This window comes from Aquamicrobium segne, assembly GCF_042656785.1.
Taxonomy (GTDB): Bacteria; Pseudomonadota; Alphaproteobacteria; order Rhizobiales; family Rhizobiaceae; genus Mesorhizobium; species Mesorhizobium segne.
This window is the reverse complement of record NZ_JBHSLL010000015.1, coordinates 18,135-34,636: the sequence shown is the minus strand read 5'-3', so window position 1 is coordinate 34,636 and position 16,502 is coordinate 18,135. Positions and strand designations below refer to the sequence as shown.

Genomic DNA, 16,502 nt, shown 5'->3' with positions numbered 1-16,502 from the left:
CCTCATCATGCTAAAGACATTGGCTGCCCTTGCCATTCTGGCTGGCTCAGTGCTTGCCACTCCCCTTTTTGCCGCCGAGCCGGAAAATACGCTGGTTCTGACGCTTAAGGATGGGGATGTCACGATTGCCTTGCGCCCTGATCTTGCGCCCAAACATGTCGAGCAGATCAAGAAACTGGTGCGTGACGGTTCTTATGACAATGTTGCCTTCCACCGTGTTATTGATGGTTTCATGGCGCAGACCGGCGATGTGAAATTCGGCAATATGGAAAAGGATTATAATCCGGGCGCGACCGGTACCGGTGGTTCAGACCTGCCGGATCTGCCCGCAGAATTTTCCAATGAAAAATTCGAACGCGGTGTGGTTGGCATGGCGCGCTCGCAGAACCCGGACTCGGCCAATTCGCAATTTTTCATCATGTTTGCGCCCGCACCTTCGCTGAACGGGGCCTATACCATTATCGGCAATGTCGAGGACGGTATGGACAGAGTGGACAATATCGAAAAAGGCTCATCGGCGCAAAATGGCGCAGTGGCCAACCCCGACCGGATCGTCAAGGCGCGTATCGCCTCCGACAACTGATTTTTTTTATAAAAAAGGAGTTATTATGGCCCAGATCAAGGATCGCGAAAACGCGCTCATCATGGAAACCACGCAAGGGCAGGTGGTGATTGAACTTTACCCTGACCTGGCGCCGGGCCATGTCAACCGTATCAAGGAACTGGCCCGTGAAGGCGCTTATGATGGTGTGGTTTTCCACCGTGTCATTGATGGCTTCATGGCGCAGACCGGCGATGTGAAATTTGGCAAGACCGGATCGAAGGATTTCAATCCGTCGCGTGCTGGCATGGGGGGGTCTGACAAGCCGGACCTGAAGTCGGAATTTTCCAATGCCAATCATGGCCGTGGCGCCTGCTCGATGGCGCGCGCCCAGAACCCGCATTCCGCCAATTCGCAGTTCTTTATCTGCTTTGGCGACGCTTCCTTCCTTAACCGTCAGTATACGGTCTGGGGACAGGTGATTGAAGGCATGGAAAATGTTGACAAGATCAAGCGCGGCGAGCCGGTGCAGGATCCTGATACGATTGTATCGCTGAAGGTTGCGGCTGATATTGCAGCCTGAAGCTCAAGGAATAGAGAAAATGGCGGGGGTTTTCTGGGGGCTGCTTGGCATTGTGGCCGGCGCATTTGTGGCCATACAGGTGCCCATCAATGCAGAGCTTGCACGCGGCCTTGGTTCGCCGCTGGCGGCCGCCGCCATTTCCTTCTTTTCAGGCGCCCTTATGCTGAGTGCGCTGACATTTCTTGTCATCCGCTTTCAGGGGGTCTCCATTGCCTGGCGTGAACCGGAGCTATGGCTGTTTGTGGTGGGCGGCATGCTTGGCGCTGTTTATGTCACCACCAGCATCTTGCTGATTCCGCGGATCGGCGCTGCGGCGCTGATTGCCTTTTTGATCACCGGACAGCTTGTTGCGGGCATGCTTATTGACCGGATCGGCTTTCTTGGTGTGGCGATGCGTGAAATCAGCCTTGGCCGTCTTGCCGGGGCGTGTTTGCTGATTGTCGGTGCGGTGATGGTGCGCTACCTCTGATGCGTGTCGATCTGTTTGATTTTGATCTTCCTGAAGAGCGCATTGCCCTGCGCCCTGCAAAGCCGCGTGAAGCCGCACGGCTTTTGAAAATAGCACCCGGCGCACCGTTTGAGGATTTCACCATTGCTGACCTGCCCTTGCTGCTTCAGGCAGGCGATGTGCTGGTTTTTAACGATACAAGGGTGATCCCTGCACATTTGAAAGGTATTCGCCGACGCGGTGAGGCAGCGGCTCAGGTGGAAGCGACCTTGCATATGCGGGTTGCGCCCGACCGGTGGCTGGCCTTCATGCGGCCCGGAAAACGCATTGCTGCGGGCGACCGCATTCATTTTGGCCATGATGGAAATTCGTGTTTTCTGGGACAACTGGACGCCACAATTGTGGAAAAGCGCGAGGGTGGCGAGGTTCTGCTGGGTTTTGATCTGTCGGGGCCATTTCTGGATGAGGCCCTGCACAGTATCGGCCATATTCCGCTGCCGCCCTATATCGCCTCAAAGCGTGAGGATGATGAGCGCGATCGCCGCGATTACCAGACCATTTATGCGCGTGAGGAAGGAGCGGTGGCGGCTCCCACTGCTGGCCTGCATTTTACCCCGGAATTATTTGCCAGCCTCGACAAGATGGGGGTGGAACGCCATTTTGTCACCCTGCATGTCGGAGCAGGCACTTTTTTGCCGGTCAAGGCAGATGATACCGACCAGCATCACATGCATTCTGAATCGGGCTTTGTATCTTCCAGCACGGCATCCGCTATAAATGCAGCGCGGTTGCGCGGTGCGCGCATTGTGGCGATTGGCACCACATCATTGCGCCTGCTGGAAAGTGCGGCAGACGAGAATGGAATTCTTGAAGAATGGTCGGGCGCGACTGATATTTTCATTACACCCGGCTATCGTTTCAGGGTGGTGGATATGTTGATGACCAATTTCCATTTGCCGCGCTCGACGCTGTTCATGCTGGTGAGCGCCTTTTGCGGGCTGGATACCATGCAGGCGGCCTATGCACATGCGATTTCGGCAGGCTATCGCTTTTACTCTTATGGTGACGCCAGCCTTCTTTTCAGGCAGATGAGATGAACACAAAATTTTCCTTTCGCCTGATTGCCACTGATGGCGCAGCGCGGCGCGGTGAAGTGACCATGCCGCGCGGTACAGTGCGCACGCCTGCCTTCATGCCGGTGGGAACGGGGGGCACGGTCAAGGCGCTTTATATGGATCAGGTGCGCAATGCCGGGGCTGATATTATCCTTGGCAATACCTATCACCTGATGTTGCGCCCGGGTGCAGAGCGGGTGGCCCGCCTTGGCGGACTGCATGAACTGGCGCGCTGGCCCTGGCCGATCCTGACCGATTCTGGCGGCTTTCAGGTCATGTCGCTGTCCAAGCTGCGCAAACTGAATGAGAATGGCGTTACTTTCCGCTCGCATATTGATGGCGCGGCCTATGAAATGACGCCGGAGCGCTCGATCGAGATCCAGGGGTTGCTGGATTCCGATATTCAGATGCAACTGGATGAATGTACGGCGCTGCCTGCAAAATATTCTGAAATCGAGCGCGCTATGGAATTGTCGCTGCGCTGGGCGCTGCGTTGCAAGGCAGCCTTTGGCGATCAGCCGGGCAAGGCGATGTTTGGCATTGTTCAGGGCGGCGATGATGCGAAATTGCGGGTGCGCTCGGCGCAGGCGCTGAAGGAGATGGACCTGAAAGGCTATGCCATTGGCGGGCTGGCTGTGGGCGAGCCGCAGGCAATGATGCTGGAAATGCTGGAGGTGACCTGTCCTGAATTGCCGGTTGAAAAACCGCGCTACCTGATGGGGGTTGGCACGCCAGACGACATATTGAAATCGGTGGCGCGTGGCGTTGACATGTTTGATTGCGTGATGCCGACACGTGCAGGACGCCATGGCCTTGCCTATACGCGGCGCGGCAAGGTGAATTTGCGCAATGCCCGCCATGCCGAAGATCACCGCCCGCTGGATGAAGAAAGCGATTGCCCGGCAGCACGCGATTATTCCAGAGCCTATCTGCATCATCTGGTGCGCTCGCAAGAGGCGCTGGGCGCCATGCTGCTAAGCTGGAACAATGTGGCCTATTATCAGCATTTGATGCAGGATATTCGCGATTCTATCGAGGCTGGCCAGTTTAACGAACGTGCTGCTTTAATCTCGGAAGGCTGGGCACAGGGTGATATTTTGCCATTATAACTGGTTGTGCGGCAATACCATTATAACGGCCCATCATATAAACAGCGGACTGGACAGGCTATGAAGACATTTTTCGTGCAGATCAAATGCGACCTGGGCAAGGCCTATGAGGTTGCCAGCGAACTTGCCAATGCTGAAATTGCTTCGGAAATTTATTCGACAGCCGGACAATATGACCTGCTGGCCAAGTTTTATGTCGATGATGATGAAGATATTGGCCATTTCGTCAATCAGCGGGTGCAGATCATTCCCGGCATCAAGGATACGTTCACAACCGTGACGTTTCGCGCTTTTTAGAACCAAGGCCCATTAATTTGGTGAATGAATTTTTGCTGTTACAGACTTTCGTTTTCGTTTAAGAACAGGAAAACGAAAATGGGAGCGAAAATTCATGCAAGATCTTTACCTGCCGTCACGCCATCGTGACATTCTGCAACTGGCAAAGGATCAGGGCAGGGTTCTGGTCGATGATCTTGCGGCGCATTTCAAGGTCACGCCACAGACAATTCGCAAAGATCTCAATGATCTGTGCGAGCGGCGACTGCTTACCCGCATCCATGGCGGGGCGGTGCTTCCTTCCGGTATCGGAAATATGGAATATGAGGCGCGCCGAAAAATTGCGGCTGATGAAAAGGACGCCATCGGCAAGGCTGCCGCCGCACTCATTCCCGACAATGCCTCTTTGTTTATCAATATCGGCACCACGACCGAGGCTGTCAGCAAGGCGCTTCTTGATCATTCCGGATTGATGATCATCACCAATAATATCAATGTTGCCAACAGGATGCGGGTTTACCCTGCCATGGAAGTGGTGATTGCAGGCGGTGTGGTGCGTGGCTCTGATGGCGGTGTTGTGGGCGAAGCGGCTGTTGATTTCATCCGCCAGTTCAAAGTTGACTATGCGGTGATCGGGGCCTCGGCCATCGACCATGATGGCGCGCTTCTGGATTTCGATTTTCGCGAAGTGAAGGTGGCGCAGGCCATCATTGCCAATGCCCGCCATGTCATTCTTGTTTCAGATAGCACCAAGTTTGAGCGCACGGCCCCGGTGCGCATCGGACATTTGTCACAGGTCAACAGCTTTATTACCGATCGTTGCGCTATTGAGCGGGTTCGCCAGATTTGCAGCGAAAATGATGTCAGGTTGATCGAAGCTTTCCGGCCCGATGGCTAAGGTTCAAAATATTTCGTTTGACATTCGTATAAGGTTCACAATAATTCTCTTAGCGGTTCTGGCGCGCATGAATTGCGTGTCAAAAAATCCGTGGGAGGAAACAGGTGGACAAAACCCCGATCCATGACGTTTTTGTCATTGGTGGCGGCATCAATGGCTGCGGCATCGCCCGTGATGCGGTGGGGCGTGGCTATTCTGTTTTCCTGGCTGAAATGGATGATCTGGCCAGCGGCACGTCCTCCGGCTCCACCAAGCTGATCCATGGTGGTTTGCGCTATCTGGAATATTATGAATTCCGGCTGGTGCGCGAGGCGCTGACGGAACGTGAGGTTCTGTGGCGCAATGCGCCGCACATCATCTGGCCGTTGCGCTTTATTTTGCCTTACAGCAAGGGCTTGCGGCCTGCCTGGATGCTGCGGCTTGGTCTTTTCCTGTATGACCATATTGGCGGCCGCAAGCTGCTGCCGCCAACGCGCACACTTGATATGCGCACCGATGTGGCTGGAAAACCGCTCAAGCCGGGTTTTGTCAAGGCTTTTGAATATTCGGATGGCTGGGTCAATGATGCGCGTCTTGTTGTGCTCAATGCGCGTGATGCTGCTGACCGGGGGGCGCAAATTCGCACCCGTACCAAGGTGGAAGGGGCTGATTATGAGGATGGGGCGTGGACCGTCCGGCTGCACGATCTGATCGATGGGGTGCGCTATGCGGTACGGGCGCGGCTGATCGTCAATGCGGCGGGACCATGGGTTGACCATGTGTTGTCGCAGGTTTTGAAGCATCCTGATGTTCACAATGTGCGGCTGGTGCAGGGCAGCCATATTGTCGTGCGCAAAAAATTTGATGATCCACGCGCCTATTTTTTTCAAAATGCCGATGGCCGTCTCGTCTTTGCCATTCCTTATGAGGAAGAATTTACTCTGATTGGCACAACCGATCAGGACTATGTGGGGGACCCGCATAAGGTGAAAATCACCGAGGCAGAGATCGATTATCTGTGTGCTGCGGCCAGCGAGTATTTTTCGGAAGCCGTCAGGCGCGCCGATATTGTCTGGTCCTACTCTGCGGTTCGCCCGCTTTATGATGACGGGGCTTCCAAAGCACAGGAGGCGACACGCGACTATGTGTTGCGCGTGGAGCCAAGTGCCGGGCCGGGCGCCGAGCCGGGTGGGGGCGCCGGCTCGGGCCCGGTGATCGATGTTTTTGGCGGCAAGATCACCACCTATCGCCGGTTGGCGGAGGCCATGCTCGACAAGATTGGCCAATATCTGGGGCCAAAAGGCGCAAAATGGACGGCCAGTGCGCCGCTGCCGGGCGGTGATTTTGCCGCCACCGGCTATGAGGCCGAGGTTGAAAAGCTCAAAAGCACCTATCCCTTTCTGGACATTGCCCATGCGCGGCGTCTGGTGCGGCTTTACGGTACGCGCGCACACGCCGTGTTGCCGGGGTCCGCGCAGTCGATGGCGGATCTCGGACGCCATTTTGGTTCTGATCTTTATGAGGCGGAAGTGCGCTATCTGATTGAAAATGAATGGGCAATGACGGCTGAAGATGTGTTGTGGCGCAGGACCAAGCGTGGTCTGTGGTTGACAGAAGTGGAAGCGGCTGGGCTGAATGAATTCATGATGGGCCTTGGGTGCCGGTCTGTTGGAGCGGCAGGGTCAGGGAGAGAGGCCAATGCTTGAATTGCGCAATGTTTCCAGAATTGTCGGTCGTGAGACCCATATTGCCGATGTTTCGCTTGAGCTTGCCCATGGCTCGCTCAATGTGCTGCTGGGGCCGACATTGTCGGGAAAAACCAGCCTGATGCGGCTGATGGCGGGACTGGATGCGCCAAGTTCCGGCTCGATCTGGTTTGACGGCCAGGATGTGACCGGTGTTCCTGTCCAGAAGCGCAATGTCGCCATGGTCTATCAGCAGTTCATCAATTATCCGGCGATGACGGTTTATGAAAATATCGCTTCACCGCTGCGGGTGAGCGGTGCGGACAAGGCAACCATCGACCGTGAGGTGCGCCGGGCTGCCGATCTGCTCAAGCTCACCCCTTATCTTGAGCGCACGCCGCTCAATCTGTCGGGTGGCCAGCAGCAGCGCACCGCCCTTGCCCGCGCCATTGTCAAAAATGCCAGCCTTGTGCTGCTTGATGAGCCGTTGGCCAATCTGGACTACAAGCTGCGCGAAGAGTTGCGCCAGGAATTGCCGCGTATCTTTGCTGAATCAGGAACCATCTTTGTTTATGCGACCACCGAGCCGCATGAGGCGCTGCTTCTGGGCGGCAATACGGCCACCCTTTCGCAAGGGCAGGTCACGCAATTTGGGCCAACCGTTGAGGTGTTTCGCAAGCCGGTTGATCTTTTGACGGCAAAAACCTTTGCCGATCCGCCCCTTAACACCATTGAACTGGTCAAGAAGGGCAGCCATTTCCTGCTTGATGGCGGGATTCAACTGCCGGTTCCCGAAACGGCTGCTGCAATAGCAGACGGCAATTACACGATCGGGTTTCAGCCACATCACCTGACGCTGGAGCAGACCAGTGCTGCCTCGGTGCCGGTGCGCGCCAAGGTCACCGCCATTGAAATCACCGGATCGGAGAGCTTTGTGCATCTGGATTTTGCTGATACGCGCTGGATCATGCTGGCTCATGGCATCCATCGTTTTGAGCTGGATGAAGAGATTGGCGTTTTTATAGATCCGCGCCATATCATGGTGTTTGACTTGACCGGGCGCTCGGTCGTCACTTTGCCTCAGGCGGCATAGGAGTGCGATATGGCCCGTATTGATCTTGAACATATCCGCCACTCTTACTTGCCACAGGCAGTCAAGGAAGAAGATTTTGCGCTGCGCGAAGTGCATCATGTTTTTCAGGACGGCAGCGCCTATGCCTTGCTGGGGCCTTCCGGCTGCGGCAAGACCACATTGCTCAATATTATTTCAGGCTTGCTCACACCCTCACACGGCAGACTGTTGTTTGACGGCAAGGATGTCACCGGCCTGTCGACGCAAGAGCGCAACATTGCACAGGTGTTCCAGTTTCCAGTCGTTTACGACACCATGACCGTTTACGACAATCTGGCCTTTCCGCTGCGCAATCGCGGTGTTGCAGAGGCCGATGTCGATCGCAAGGTGCGCGAAACGCTTGACATGATTGATCTGGCTGACTGGTCAAAGCGCAAGGCGCGCGGGCTGACGGCCGACCAGAAGCAGAAAATCTCGCTGGGGCGCGGTCTGGTGCGCGCCGATGTCAATGCGATTTTATTTGATGAGCCGCTGACCGTCATTGATCCGCATATGAAATGGGTGCTGCGCTCGCAGCTCAAGCAGCTTCACCGGCGGTATGGGCACACCATGGTTTATGTCACCCATGACCAGACCGAAGCGCTGACCTTCGCCGATCAGGTCGTGGTCATGTATGATGGCCAGATCGTGCAGATCGGCACACCGGCTGAATTGTTTGAAGAGCCGCGCCACAGTTTTGTCGGCTATTTCATCGGCTCGCCGGGCATGAATTTTCTGCCCGTCGAGATTGAAGGGCGCATGGCGCATCTGGGAACACAGCAGATCAAATTGCCCGGCGCACCAGCCCTGCAGGGCGGCAAGGCAGAACTTGGCATCCGTCCCGAATATGTAAAACTTGGCCGTGAAGGCCTGCCGGTTTCCGTCACGCGCATTGATGATGTGGGCCGCCACAAAGTGCTGCATGCCAGGCTGGAAGGTCATGCGATTGCGGCCATCCTTGGCGAGGATGCCTCGGTTCCGGCCGAGCCGCATATAAGCTTTGAGCCTTCCGCCATCAACATCTATGCCGATTCATGGCGGGTGGAGATGGAAGGCCAGGCGGCGGCGCAAAGCGGGAAGGGGGGCTGACATGGACAAGACCTGGAACAACAAGGCATGGTTTCTTGTGTTGCCGGTGCTGGTTCTGGTGGCGTTTTCAGCCGTCATTCCGTTGATGACCGTAGTAAATTATTCGGTTCAGGACACTTTTGGCAATAATCAGTTTTTCTGGGCGGGAACCGAATGGTTTGAAGAAATGCTGCGCTCCAGCCGCTTCTGGGAAGCGATGGGCCGCAATCTCGTCTTTTCCTTCATCATTTTGGCTATTGAAGTGCCACTCGGTATTTTCATCGCGCTTAACATGCCACGTAAAGGCTGGGGCGTTCCGGTCTGTCTGGTTTTGATGGCGCTGCCGCTGCTCATTCCGTGGAATGTGGTGGGCACCATCTGGCAAGTGTTTGGCCGCACCGATATTGGCCTGCTTGGCTATACGCTCAACGCCATCGGCATTGACTATAATTATGTGCGCGATCCGTTCGATGCCTGGATGACGGTCATCATCATGGATGTCTGGCACTGGACAAGCCTTGTCGTCTTGCTGTGCTATGCGGGGCTGGCCTCTATTCCCGATGCCTTTTATCAGGCGGCAAAGATTGATGGCGCTTCACGCTGGTCGGTGTTTCGTTACATTCAACTGCCCAAGATGCAGCGTGTGCTTTTGATTGCGGTTCTGCTGCGCTTCATGGATTCCTTCATGATCTATACCGAGCCTTTCGTCGTGACCGGCGGTGGCCCCGGCAATTCCACGACCTTCCTGTCGATTGATCTGGTCAAAATGGCGCTTGGTCAGTTCGATCTGGGACCGGCGGCAGCCATGTCGCTGATCTATTTTCTTATCATCTTGTTGTTGTCCTGGGTGTTTTACACCGTCATGGTCAACCATGACGCGGAGCGTTGATATGGTGGGCGTCAACCAAAATACCGAACGAACCGCATCGTCCAGAGTGGCGGGGGCGGCTCAATCAAGCCTGTCGCAGGAAGCCATTGGCCGGTTGATGAAGCGTCGGGGTGAGGAATCGAAATGGTGGTGGATCATCCCCACGCTTTATATCGTGTTCCTGATGCTGCCGATCTACTGGCTCATCAATATGAGTTTTAAAACCAATACGGAGATCATCTCGTCGCTGACGCTTTATCCGCATGAGCCGACGCTGCGCAATTACCGTATCATTTTTACCGATTCCGCATGGTATTCGGGCTATATCAACTCCATCATCTATGTCGTTTTGAACATGGTGATTTCGGTGGCTGTGGCGCTGCCTGCCGCCTATGCCTTCTCACGTTATCGCTTCCTTGGCGACAAGCATCTGTTCTTCTGGCTGCTTACCAACCGTATGGCCCCGCCAGCAGTGTTTGCACTGCCGTTTTTCCAGCTTTATTCGGCCTTCGGCCTGATCGACACCCATATTGCCGTGGCGCTGGCGCATTGCCTGTTCAACGTGCCGCTGGCTGTGTGGATTTTGGAAGGGTTCATGTCGGGTGTGCCCAAGGAAATCGACGAGACGGCCTATATTGACGGCTATTCCTTCCCGCGTTTCTTCATCAAGATTTTCATGCCGCTGATTGCATCGGGCATTGGGGTCGCCTGTTTCTTCTGCTTCATGTTTTCCTGGGTGGAACTGCTGATTGCCCGTACGCTGACCACAACGGACGCCAAGCCGATTGCGGCAACCATGACCCGCACCGTCTCGTCGGCGGGCATGGATTGGGGTCTGCTTGCGGCTGCCGGTGTGCTGACGCTGATCCCGGGGGCGCTCGTCATCTGGTTTGTGCGCAATTACATCGCCAAGGGCTTTGCCCTGGGGAGGGTCTGATCATGAGTTTTGACCTGTCATGGATGGCATGGACCTGGCCGACGGCCAGCTTCTTTCTGGTGATTGCCCTTTTGCTGATTGGCATGAGCGTGTGGGAATATGTTTCGCCCGGAGGCAATCCACGTGTGGGCCTGTTGCATTTCGAGACGACGCGCGGCGACCGTCTCTTCATATCGCTGCTTGGCAGCGCATTCATCCATCTCGCATGGCTGGGGCTTGTTGGCTTTAGCCTGTGGTGGGCTCTCGCTTTATCCGTAGTCTATGCCATTCTGGTATTTCGCTACGTGTAGAGGGAGGACGGTGGCGAAAATCCCCCGCAGGAAGCGGGAGCAAGCGCCGGGTTGAGGAATTGACTTTAAACAGTGGAGGAAACTCATGCGACGGCAATTTTTAACATCGACGACAGCGCTCGTCCTTCTGCTGGGTGCAAGCAGCGCCTATGCAGGAATGGATGAGGCAAAGGCATTTCTGGACAAGGAAATCGGCGATCTGTCGGTGCTTGACCGCGCTGGCCAGGAAGCTGAAATGCAATGGTTCATTGATGCCGCCCAGCCTTTTGCAGGCATGGAGATTAAGGTGGTTTCGGAAGCGATGACCACGCACTCCTATGAATCTGAGGTTCTGGCCCCGGCATTTGAGGCCATTACCGGCATCAAGGTCACGCATGACATCATTCAGGAAGGTGATGTTGTCGAAAAAATCCAGACCCAGATGCAGACCGGCCAGAACCTTTATGATGGCTGGGTCAATGACTCTGACCTGATCGGCACCCACTGGCGCTATGATCAGGTGCGCAACCTGACCGACTTCATGGCCAATGAAGGCAAGGATGTGACCAACCCGAACCTCGACCTTGAGGACTTTATCGGGATTTCCTTCACCACAGCACCGGACAAGAAGCTTTATCAGCTTCCCGACCAGCAATTCGCCAATGTTTACTGGTTCCGGTATGACTGGTTCAACGACGAGAAAAACAAGGCCGATTTCAAGGAAAAATACGGCTATGATCTGGGCGTTCCGGTCAACTGGTCGGCCTATGAAGACATTGCCGAATTCTTCACCGGCCGTGAAATCGACGGCCAGAAGGTCTATGGCCATATGGACTACGGTAAGAAGGACCCGTCACTTGGCTGGCGGTTTACCGATGCCTGGCTGTCGATGGCCGGTAATGGCGACAAGGGGCTTCCCAACGGTCTGCCGGTTGACGAATGGGGCATCAAGGTTGACGAAAACAGCCGTCCTGTCGGCTCTTGCGTCGCCCGTGGTGGTGACACCAATGGCCCTGCCGCCGTTTACTCGATCGAAAAATACCTTGACTGGCTGAAGAACTATGCTCCGCCTGCCGCACAGGGCATGACCTTCTCCGAATCCGGCCCGGTTCCGGGGCAGGGTGAGGTTGCGCAGCAGATCTTCATGTATACCGGCTTTACCGCCGATCTGGTCAAGGAAGGTCTGCCGGTCGTCAATGAAGACGGCACACCAAAATGGCGTTTTGCACCCTCACCGCATGGTGTCTACTGGAAAGAGGGCATGAAGCTCGGCTATCAGGACGTCGGCTCGTGGACGCTGATGAAGTCGACGCCTGAAGACCGCGCCAAGGCCGCCTGGCTTTATGCGCAGTTCGTCACCTCCAAGACCGTGGATGTGAAGAAGGCGCATGTTGGCCTGACCTTCATTCGTGAAAGCACCATTCGCCATGACAGCTTCACCGAACGCGCGCCCAAGCTTGGTGGTCTGATCGAGTTCTATCGCTCGCCAGCCCGTGTGCAGTGGTCGCCAACCGGCACCAATGTTCCAGACTATCCAAAGCTGGCACAGCTCTGGTGGCAGGCAATTGGTGATGCTTCATCGGGAGCCAAGACGGCTCAGGAAGCCATGGACTCACTGTGCGCCGAGCAGGAAAAGGTCATGGAGCGGATTGAGCGTTCCGGTGTGCAGGGCGATATCGGCCCGAAAATGGCTGAAGAGCACGATCTTGAATATTGGCACAATGATGCCGTGGCAAAGGGCAATCTTGCGCCACAGTTGAAGATCGAGAATGAAAAGGAACAGCCGTTGACCGTTGGTTATGACGAACTGGTCAAGAGCTGGCAGGAGTAATTTTTGCTCTATTGGCGGGGGCGGCATTTGCTGTCCCCGTTTTTTCTTTTTTCTTTTCTTTAATCATGAGAAATCACAGTGGATGGATTCATTCTCGCCATCGATCAGGGCACCACATCAAGCCGCGCGATCCTGTTTGATAAAAACAGAAAAGTCGCGGGCCTTGGCCAGAAGGAATTTACCCAGCATTACCCTGCTTCCGGCTGGGTTGAGCATGACCCGGAAGAAATCTGGGAAACGGTGGTTGCAACCGTCAAACAGGCGCTGGAAAATGCTGGCTGTGCAGCCAAAAATGTGGCGGCCATCGGCATTACCAATCAGCGTGAAACTATCGTCATCTGGGACAAGGCAACCGGCAAGCCGATCCACAACGCCATTGTCTGGCAGGACCGCCGCTCTGCCGCCCTTTGCGCCAAGCTGAAGAAGCAGGGGCTGGAGCCGAAATTTACCCGCAAGACCGGCCTGCTGCTTGATCCTTATTTTTCCGGCACCAAAATTTCATGGATGCTGGACAAGGTGAAGGGCGCAAGAAAGCGGGCTGAAAAGGGCGAGTTGCTGGCAGGCACTATTGACAGTTTTCTGATCTGGCGGCTGACTGGCGGCAAGGTTCACGCTACTGACGCCACCAATGCTTCACGCACGCTGGTTTATAATATCAAGAAGAATGAGTGGGATGCCGAGCTTTTGCGCATCCTCGATATACCCTCAGTGCTGCTGCCGCAGGTCAAGGATTGCGCCGATGATTATGGCGTGACCGATAAAAACCTGTTTGGCGCAGCCATTCCCATTCTGGGGGTTGCCGGTGACCAGCAGGCTGCCACGATCGGGCAGGCCTGTTTTGAACCCGGCATGATGAAATCCACCTATGGCACCGGCTGTTTTGCGTTGCTCAATACGGGCGATGATCTTGTGCGTTCCAAAAACCGGCTGCTGAGCACCATTGCCTATCGCCTCGATGGCCGCACCACCTATGCGCTGGAAGGCTCGATCTTTATTGCAGGGGCCGCCGTGCAATGGCTGCGCGATGGCTTGAAAACTGTCAGCCGCGCCGATGAAACCGGCCCGCTGGCGCGGCAGGCTGATCCGGAACAATCGGTTTATCTGGTGCCGGCTTTTGTCGGGCTTGGTGCGCCACATTGGGATGCGGAAGCGCGCGGCGCCATTTATGGTCTGACCCGCAATACCGGGCCTGCCGAGTTTGCACATGCGGCGCTGGAATCGGTTGCCTACCAGACCCGCGATCTGCTGGATGCCATGCACAAGGACTGGAAGTCGGGCCATGCAGATACCGTATTGCGGGTGGATGGCGGCATGGTTGCGTCTGACTGGACCATGCAGCGGCTGGCGGATCTTTTGGATGCACCGGTTGACCGGCCGACAATTCTGGAAACCACGGCATTGGGGGCGGCATGGCTGGCCGGTTCCAAAGCCGGTGTGTGGCCGGGCATGGTGGAGTTTTCACAAAGCTGGGCGCTGGACCGGCGCTTTGAGCCTGAAATGGATGCCGCAAGACGCCGGACAAAACTTAAAGGATGGCGTGATGCGGTACGCCGGACCTTGACGGGAGAGCAGGACAGCGTAAAGCGCGATCATTGATTTGTGATGATCATGAAAAAAGACCCGCAAAATTGCGGGTCTTTTTTTGGCGTTGCCTCTTTTAATAATAGGGTGAGATGCACTGTTTGCGCGGCCCATTATAAGGCTGGAACGTGTTGTCGGAGGCTCTGTAGCTGCGATAGCGGCCATAGCACCATTCCACATGCGCATTTCCACCCCGATAGGCAGGTGGCGGAGCGCTGTTGGAAAGTGCGCCACCGATGATGGCGCCCGTGGCAAAGGCGGCAAGCGGGAACCAGAAATCTCCGTGGCGGCGATAGCCGGGCCGGTGATGGCGATAACCGCGATGCCCGCGCCAATACACATTTCCATTGGAATGCCGGCGAAATTCATTGCGGTTAACATGGCGACGGTGCTGCCGCTTATATCTTGGGCGTAGGCGACGCTCTGATCTGCTTTGCACCAGTTGCACATCGTCCAGAGAGGTTTGTACCTGCTGAACAGGGGCGATATTGATTGGCGCTGCACTGACTAAAGCCACATCGGCCACGACAAAAGACAGCGACACAACTGATGCCAAAAGGCTGGTGACGATACGTTTCATCATGTTTTCCTGTGCTTGTGATTCCCTTCATTTTCGATATTACAACAATTTTGAGGCGAAATTGTTCCCAAAAATCCCAAATAGAGCGGGCCGGTTTTATGCGGGTTTGTGTTGCAGGCGCGACAAATAAGGAAAGTGTTGAGAATAAGCCCTTTTCTCGGTTGACCAGCACGGTGCTCCTCCTTATGTTCCGGCGGATTCTACGGAGCGATTTTACGAAATCACAGGTAAGGAAGCGGCCATGCTGATCCGTTTCAGATAAGTGGTTCCTTAATCAGGTAAAATTTGCCTTGTGGTCATGATGGGCCGGTAGCTCAGCGGTAGAGCACGTGACTTTTAATCATGTGGTCGAGGGTTCGATCCCCTCCCGGCTCACCATCATCAAAAGATTGAAATCATTATATAAAAATGTGTTTTGCGCAAAAGAACGCAACGTGAACCTGTGCGACAAAAATAACCGTGCGAGAAATGGTTTCTCGCACGGTTGTTCTCTGCCTGTTCCAAGCTATCATTCAAGGCTGCTTCGACAGAGGTTTTTAAGCGCCATGCGCAGCTTGTCGATCATGGCATTAAAGTGCGTATGCCCTTAGAATATTGAGGGTATAGTGGATTGGCTTAAATATTAAAAATCTGATTTTTATCTATAAAATCAACTATTTGATTATCTTCTACTAAATCAGATTCAATGTTTTCAAGAGCAGTTCGTAATCGTTTTTCAAGTACTTCTTGCAGGCGTTTTTCGTCCATGCTGTGTGTTCCAGGAGAGACTGGTCCTTTTCGAATCTTTGCCTCAAACTCCTCAAGTGATTTTGTATAGTAATGATTAAGCTGCAGATTATCTGCTGAATAAAAGGCAGGGTTTATTCGTTCTTTCCGCGCGAAAACCTTACCTGCATCATTGCAGGTTTTGCTTCCATACTGTTGCGTTTCGAAGTGGTGAACACTAACCTCACTGACTGCACACGGATTGAAGATACATTTGAAATTAGTTATGTTCTTTTTTGTGCCAATTGGTTTGGCTGCCCTCATCGTATAGTTTCTAAGAACACCACCCTGCGGCCTTTTCGTGTGACCTCCTGTTCCAAACATATGCCAAGGCAGTGAGACGTTTGGAAAACCGTTTACTGGCTCTAGCGCTTCTTCAATGGTGTTGCCGTGCTTGGGTAGCAAAAATTCGTCGACATCAATAAACGCCATCCACCGGAAAGCTGATCCGAAATTGTGAATTGCATGTGCAACAGCAAGAACTTGACTGTTGAGTTGTGTTCCGGCAGCCAGGTCAACTAGGCGGCCAGCCCATGGCACAAGCGTTAACTCGTTTGGCGATAATCTGGCTTTGATGATATTTTCAGTTTGATCAGTTGAGCCATCATTATAAATGATAAAATGCTGGATTCCGGCAGCTTGATGAAAAATCAACCATTCATCAATATAGGTTTCTTCGTCTTTCAGCATGGTTACGACGGCAACCCCATGCCGGTTAGCTTGAGGTACCGGTGGAGTTATGCGGAGTTGCTTTGAAAATGGTGGTTTCTTTTTAAAAAACAGCATGCAAAGCACCCGATATGCAGACGATCATGGATTTCTATGAGGTAGGCCCTGCCAATGCAAGCTGGAATGATG

17 protein-coding genes and 1 tRNA gene are annotated in these 16,502 nt (G+C 54.4%); 16 read left to right on the top strand and 2 right to left on the bottom strand.

Annotated features, from left to right (window positions below; genetic code table 11):
* The first annotated feature begins 7 nt into the window (after window positions 1-7).
* From ACFPLB_RS06315 to glpK, 15 genes are all read left to right on the top strand, one after another.
* Window positions 8-583, top strand: coding sequence for a peptidylprolyl isomerase (locus ACFPLB_RS06315; protein WP_378228525.1), 576 nt, complete (start codon window positions 8-10; stop codon window positions 581-583).
* A gap of 25 nt (window positions 584-608) precedes the next feature.
* Window positions 609-1,124, top strand: coding sequence for a peptidylprolyl isomerase (locus tag ACFPLB_RS06310; RefSeq protein ID WP_378228524.1), 516 nt, complete (start codon window positions 609-611; stop codon window positions 1,122-1,124).
* A 19-nt stretch (window positions 1,125-1,143) separates the two neighbouring features.
* Complete coding sequence (locus ACFPLB_RS06305) at window positions 1,144-1,593, top strand: DMT family transporter (protein WP_378228523.1); 450 nt, start codon at window positions 1,144-1,146, stop codon at window positions 1,591-1,593.
* Entirely contained in the window at window positions 1,593-2,669 is a 1,077-nt protein-coding gene (gene queA, locus ACFPLB_RS06300; RefSeq protein ID WP_378228522.1) for a tRNA preQ1(34) S-adenosylmethionine ribosyltransferase-isomerase QueA, read from the top strand. The genes ACFPLB_RS06305 and queA overlap by 1 nt, the downstream gene beginning before the upstream one ends.
* On the top strand, window positions 2,666-3,796 hold the full coding sequence (gene tgt / locus ACFPLB_RS06295; protein WP_378228521.1) for a tRNA guanosine(34) transglycosylase Tgt: 1,131 nt from the start codon (window positions 2,666-2,668) through the stop codon (window positions 3,794-3,796). The genes queA and tgt overlap by 4 nt, the downstream gene beginning before the upstream one ends.
* Before the next feature lie 60 nt (window positions 3,797-3,856).
* Window positions 3,857-4,093: an Lrp/AsnC ligand binding domain-containing protein gene (locus tag ACFPLB_RS06290; protein WP_378228520.1), complete on the top strand. Its 237-nt coding sequence runs from the start codon at window positions 3,857-3,859 to the stop codon at window positions 4,091-4,093.
* Window positions 4,094-4,187: 94 nt separating this feature from the next.
* Entirely contained in the window at window positions 4,188-4,970 is a 783-nt protein-coding gene (locus tag ACFPLB_RS06285; protein ID WP_378228519.1) for a DeoR/GlpR family DNA-binding transcription regulator, read from the top strand.
* Between the two features lie 104 nt (window positions 4,971-5,074).
* The gene (gene glpD, locus ACFPLB_RS06280) at window positions 5,075-6,655 is read left to right on the top strand and encodes a glycerol-3-phosphate dehydrogenase (protein WP_378228518.1); all 1,581 of its coding nucleotides are present in this window, start codon (window positions 5,075-5,077) and stop codon (window positions 6,653-6,655) included.
* Window positions 6,648-7,727, top strand: a complete 1,080-nt coding sequence (locus tag ACFPLB_RS06275) for an ABC transporter ATP-binding protein (protein ID WP_378228517.1) — start codon at window positions 6,648-6,650, stop codon at window positions 7,725-7,727. Before glpD ends, ACFPLB_RS06275 begins: the two co-directional genes overlap by 8 nt.
* A gap of 9 nt (window positions 7,728-7,736) precedes the next feature.
* On the top strand, window positions 7,737-8,834 hold the full coding sequence (locus tag ACFPLB_RS06270) for an ABC transporter ATP-binding protein (RefSeq protein WP_378228516.1): 1,098 nt from the start codon (window positions 7,737-7,739) through the stop codon (window positions 8,832-8,834).
* A gap of 1 nt (window position 8,835) precedes the next feature.
* Window positions 8,836-9,702: a carbohydrate ABC transporter permease gene (locus ACFPLB_RS06265; protein WP_378228515.1), complete on the top strand. Its 867-nt coding sequence runs from the start codon at window positions 8,836-8,838 to the stop codon at window positions 9,700-9,702.
* A 1-nt stretch (window position 9,703) separates the two neighbouring features.
* A complete protein-coding gene (locus tag ACFPLB_RS06260; protein WP_378228514.1) occupies window positions 9,704-10,618 on the top strand; it encodes a carbohydrate ABC transporter permease in 915 nt (304 codons plus the stop codon).
* Between the two features lie 2 nt (window positions 10,619-10,620).
* Window positions 10,621-10,908, top strand: a complete 288-nt coding sequence (locus ACFPLB_RS06255) for a DUF2160 domain-containing protein (RefSeq protein ID WP_378228513.1) — start codon at window positions 10,621-10,623, stop codon at window positions 10,906-10,908.
* 85 nt (window positions 10,909-10,993) lie between these two features.
* Entirely contained in the window at window positions 10,994-12,718 is a 1,725-nt protein-coding gene (locus tag ACFPLB_RS06250; protein ID WP_378228512.1) for an ABC transporter substrate-binding protein, read from the top strand.
* A 78-nt stretch (window positions 12,719-12,796) separates the two neighbouring features.
* Entirely contained in the window at window positions 12,797-14,314 is a 1,518-nt protein-coding gene (gene glpK, locus ACFPLB_RS06245; protein WP_378228511.1) for a glycerol kinase GlpK, read from the top strand.
* 61 nt (window positions 14,315-14,375) lie between these two features.
* Here glpK and ACFPLB_RS06240 read toward each other — a convergent pair whose 3' ends face one another.
* Window positions 14,376-14,879, bottom strand: coding sequence for a BA14K family protein (locus ACFPLB_RS06240; protein ID WP_378228560.1), 504 nt, complete (start codon window positions 14,877-14,879; stop codon window positions 14,376-14,378).
* A gap of 303 nt (window positions 14,880-15,182) precedes the next feature.
* Here ACFPLB_RS06240 and ACFPLB_RS06235 point away from each other — a divergent pair.
* Window positions 15,183-15,257 (top strand) — tRNA-Lys (locus tag ACFPLB_RS06235).
* A 237-nt stretch (window positions 15,258-15,494) separates the two neighbouring features.
* On the opposite strand, the gene ACFPLB_RS06230 is transcribed toward ACFPLB_RS06235, so the two are convergent.
* Complete coding sequence (locus ACFPLB_RS06230) at window positions 15,495-16,430, bottom strand: glycosyltransferase family 92 protein (RefSeq protein ID WP_378228510.1); 936 nt, start codon at window positions 16,428-16,430, stop codon at window positions 15,495-15,497.
* Window positions 16,431-16,502: the final 72 nt, after the last annotated feature.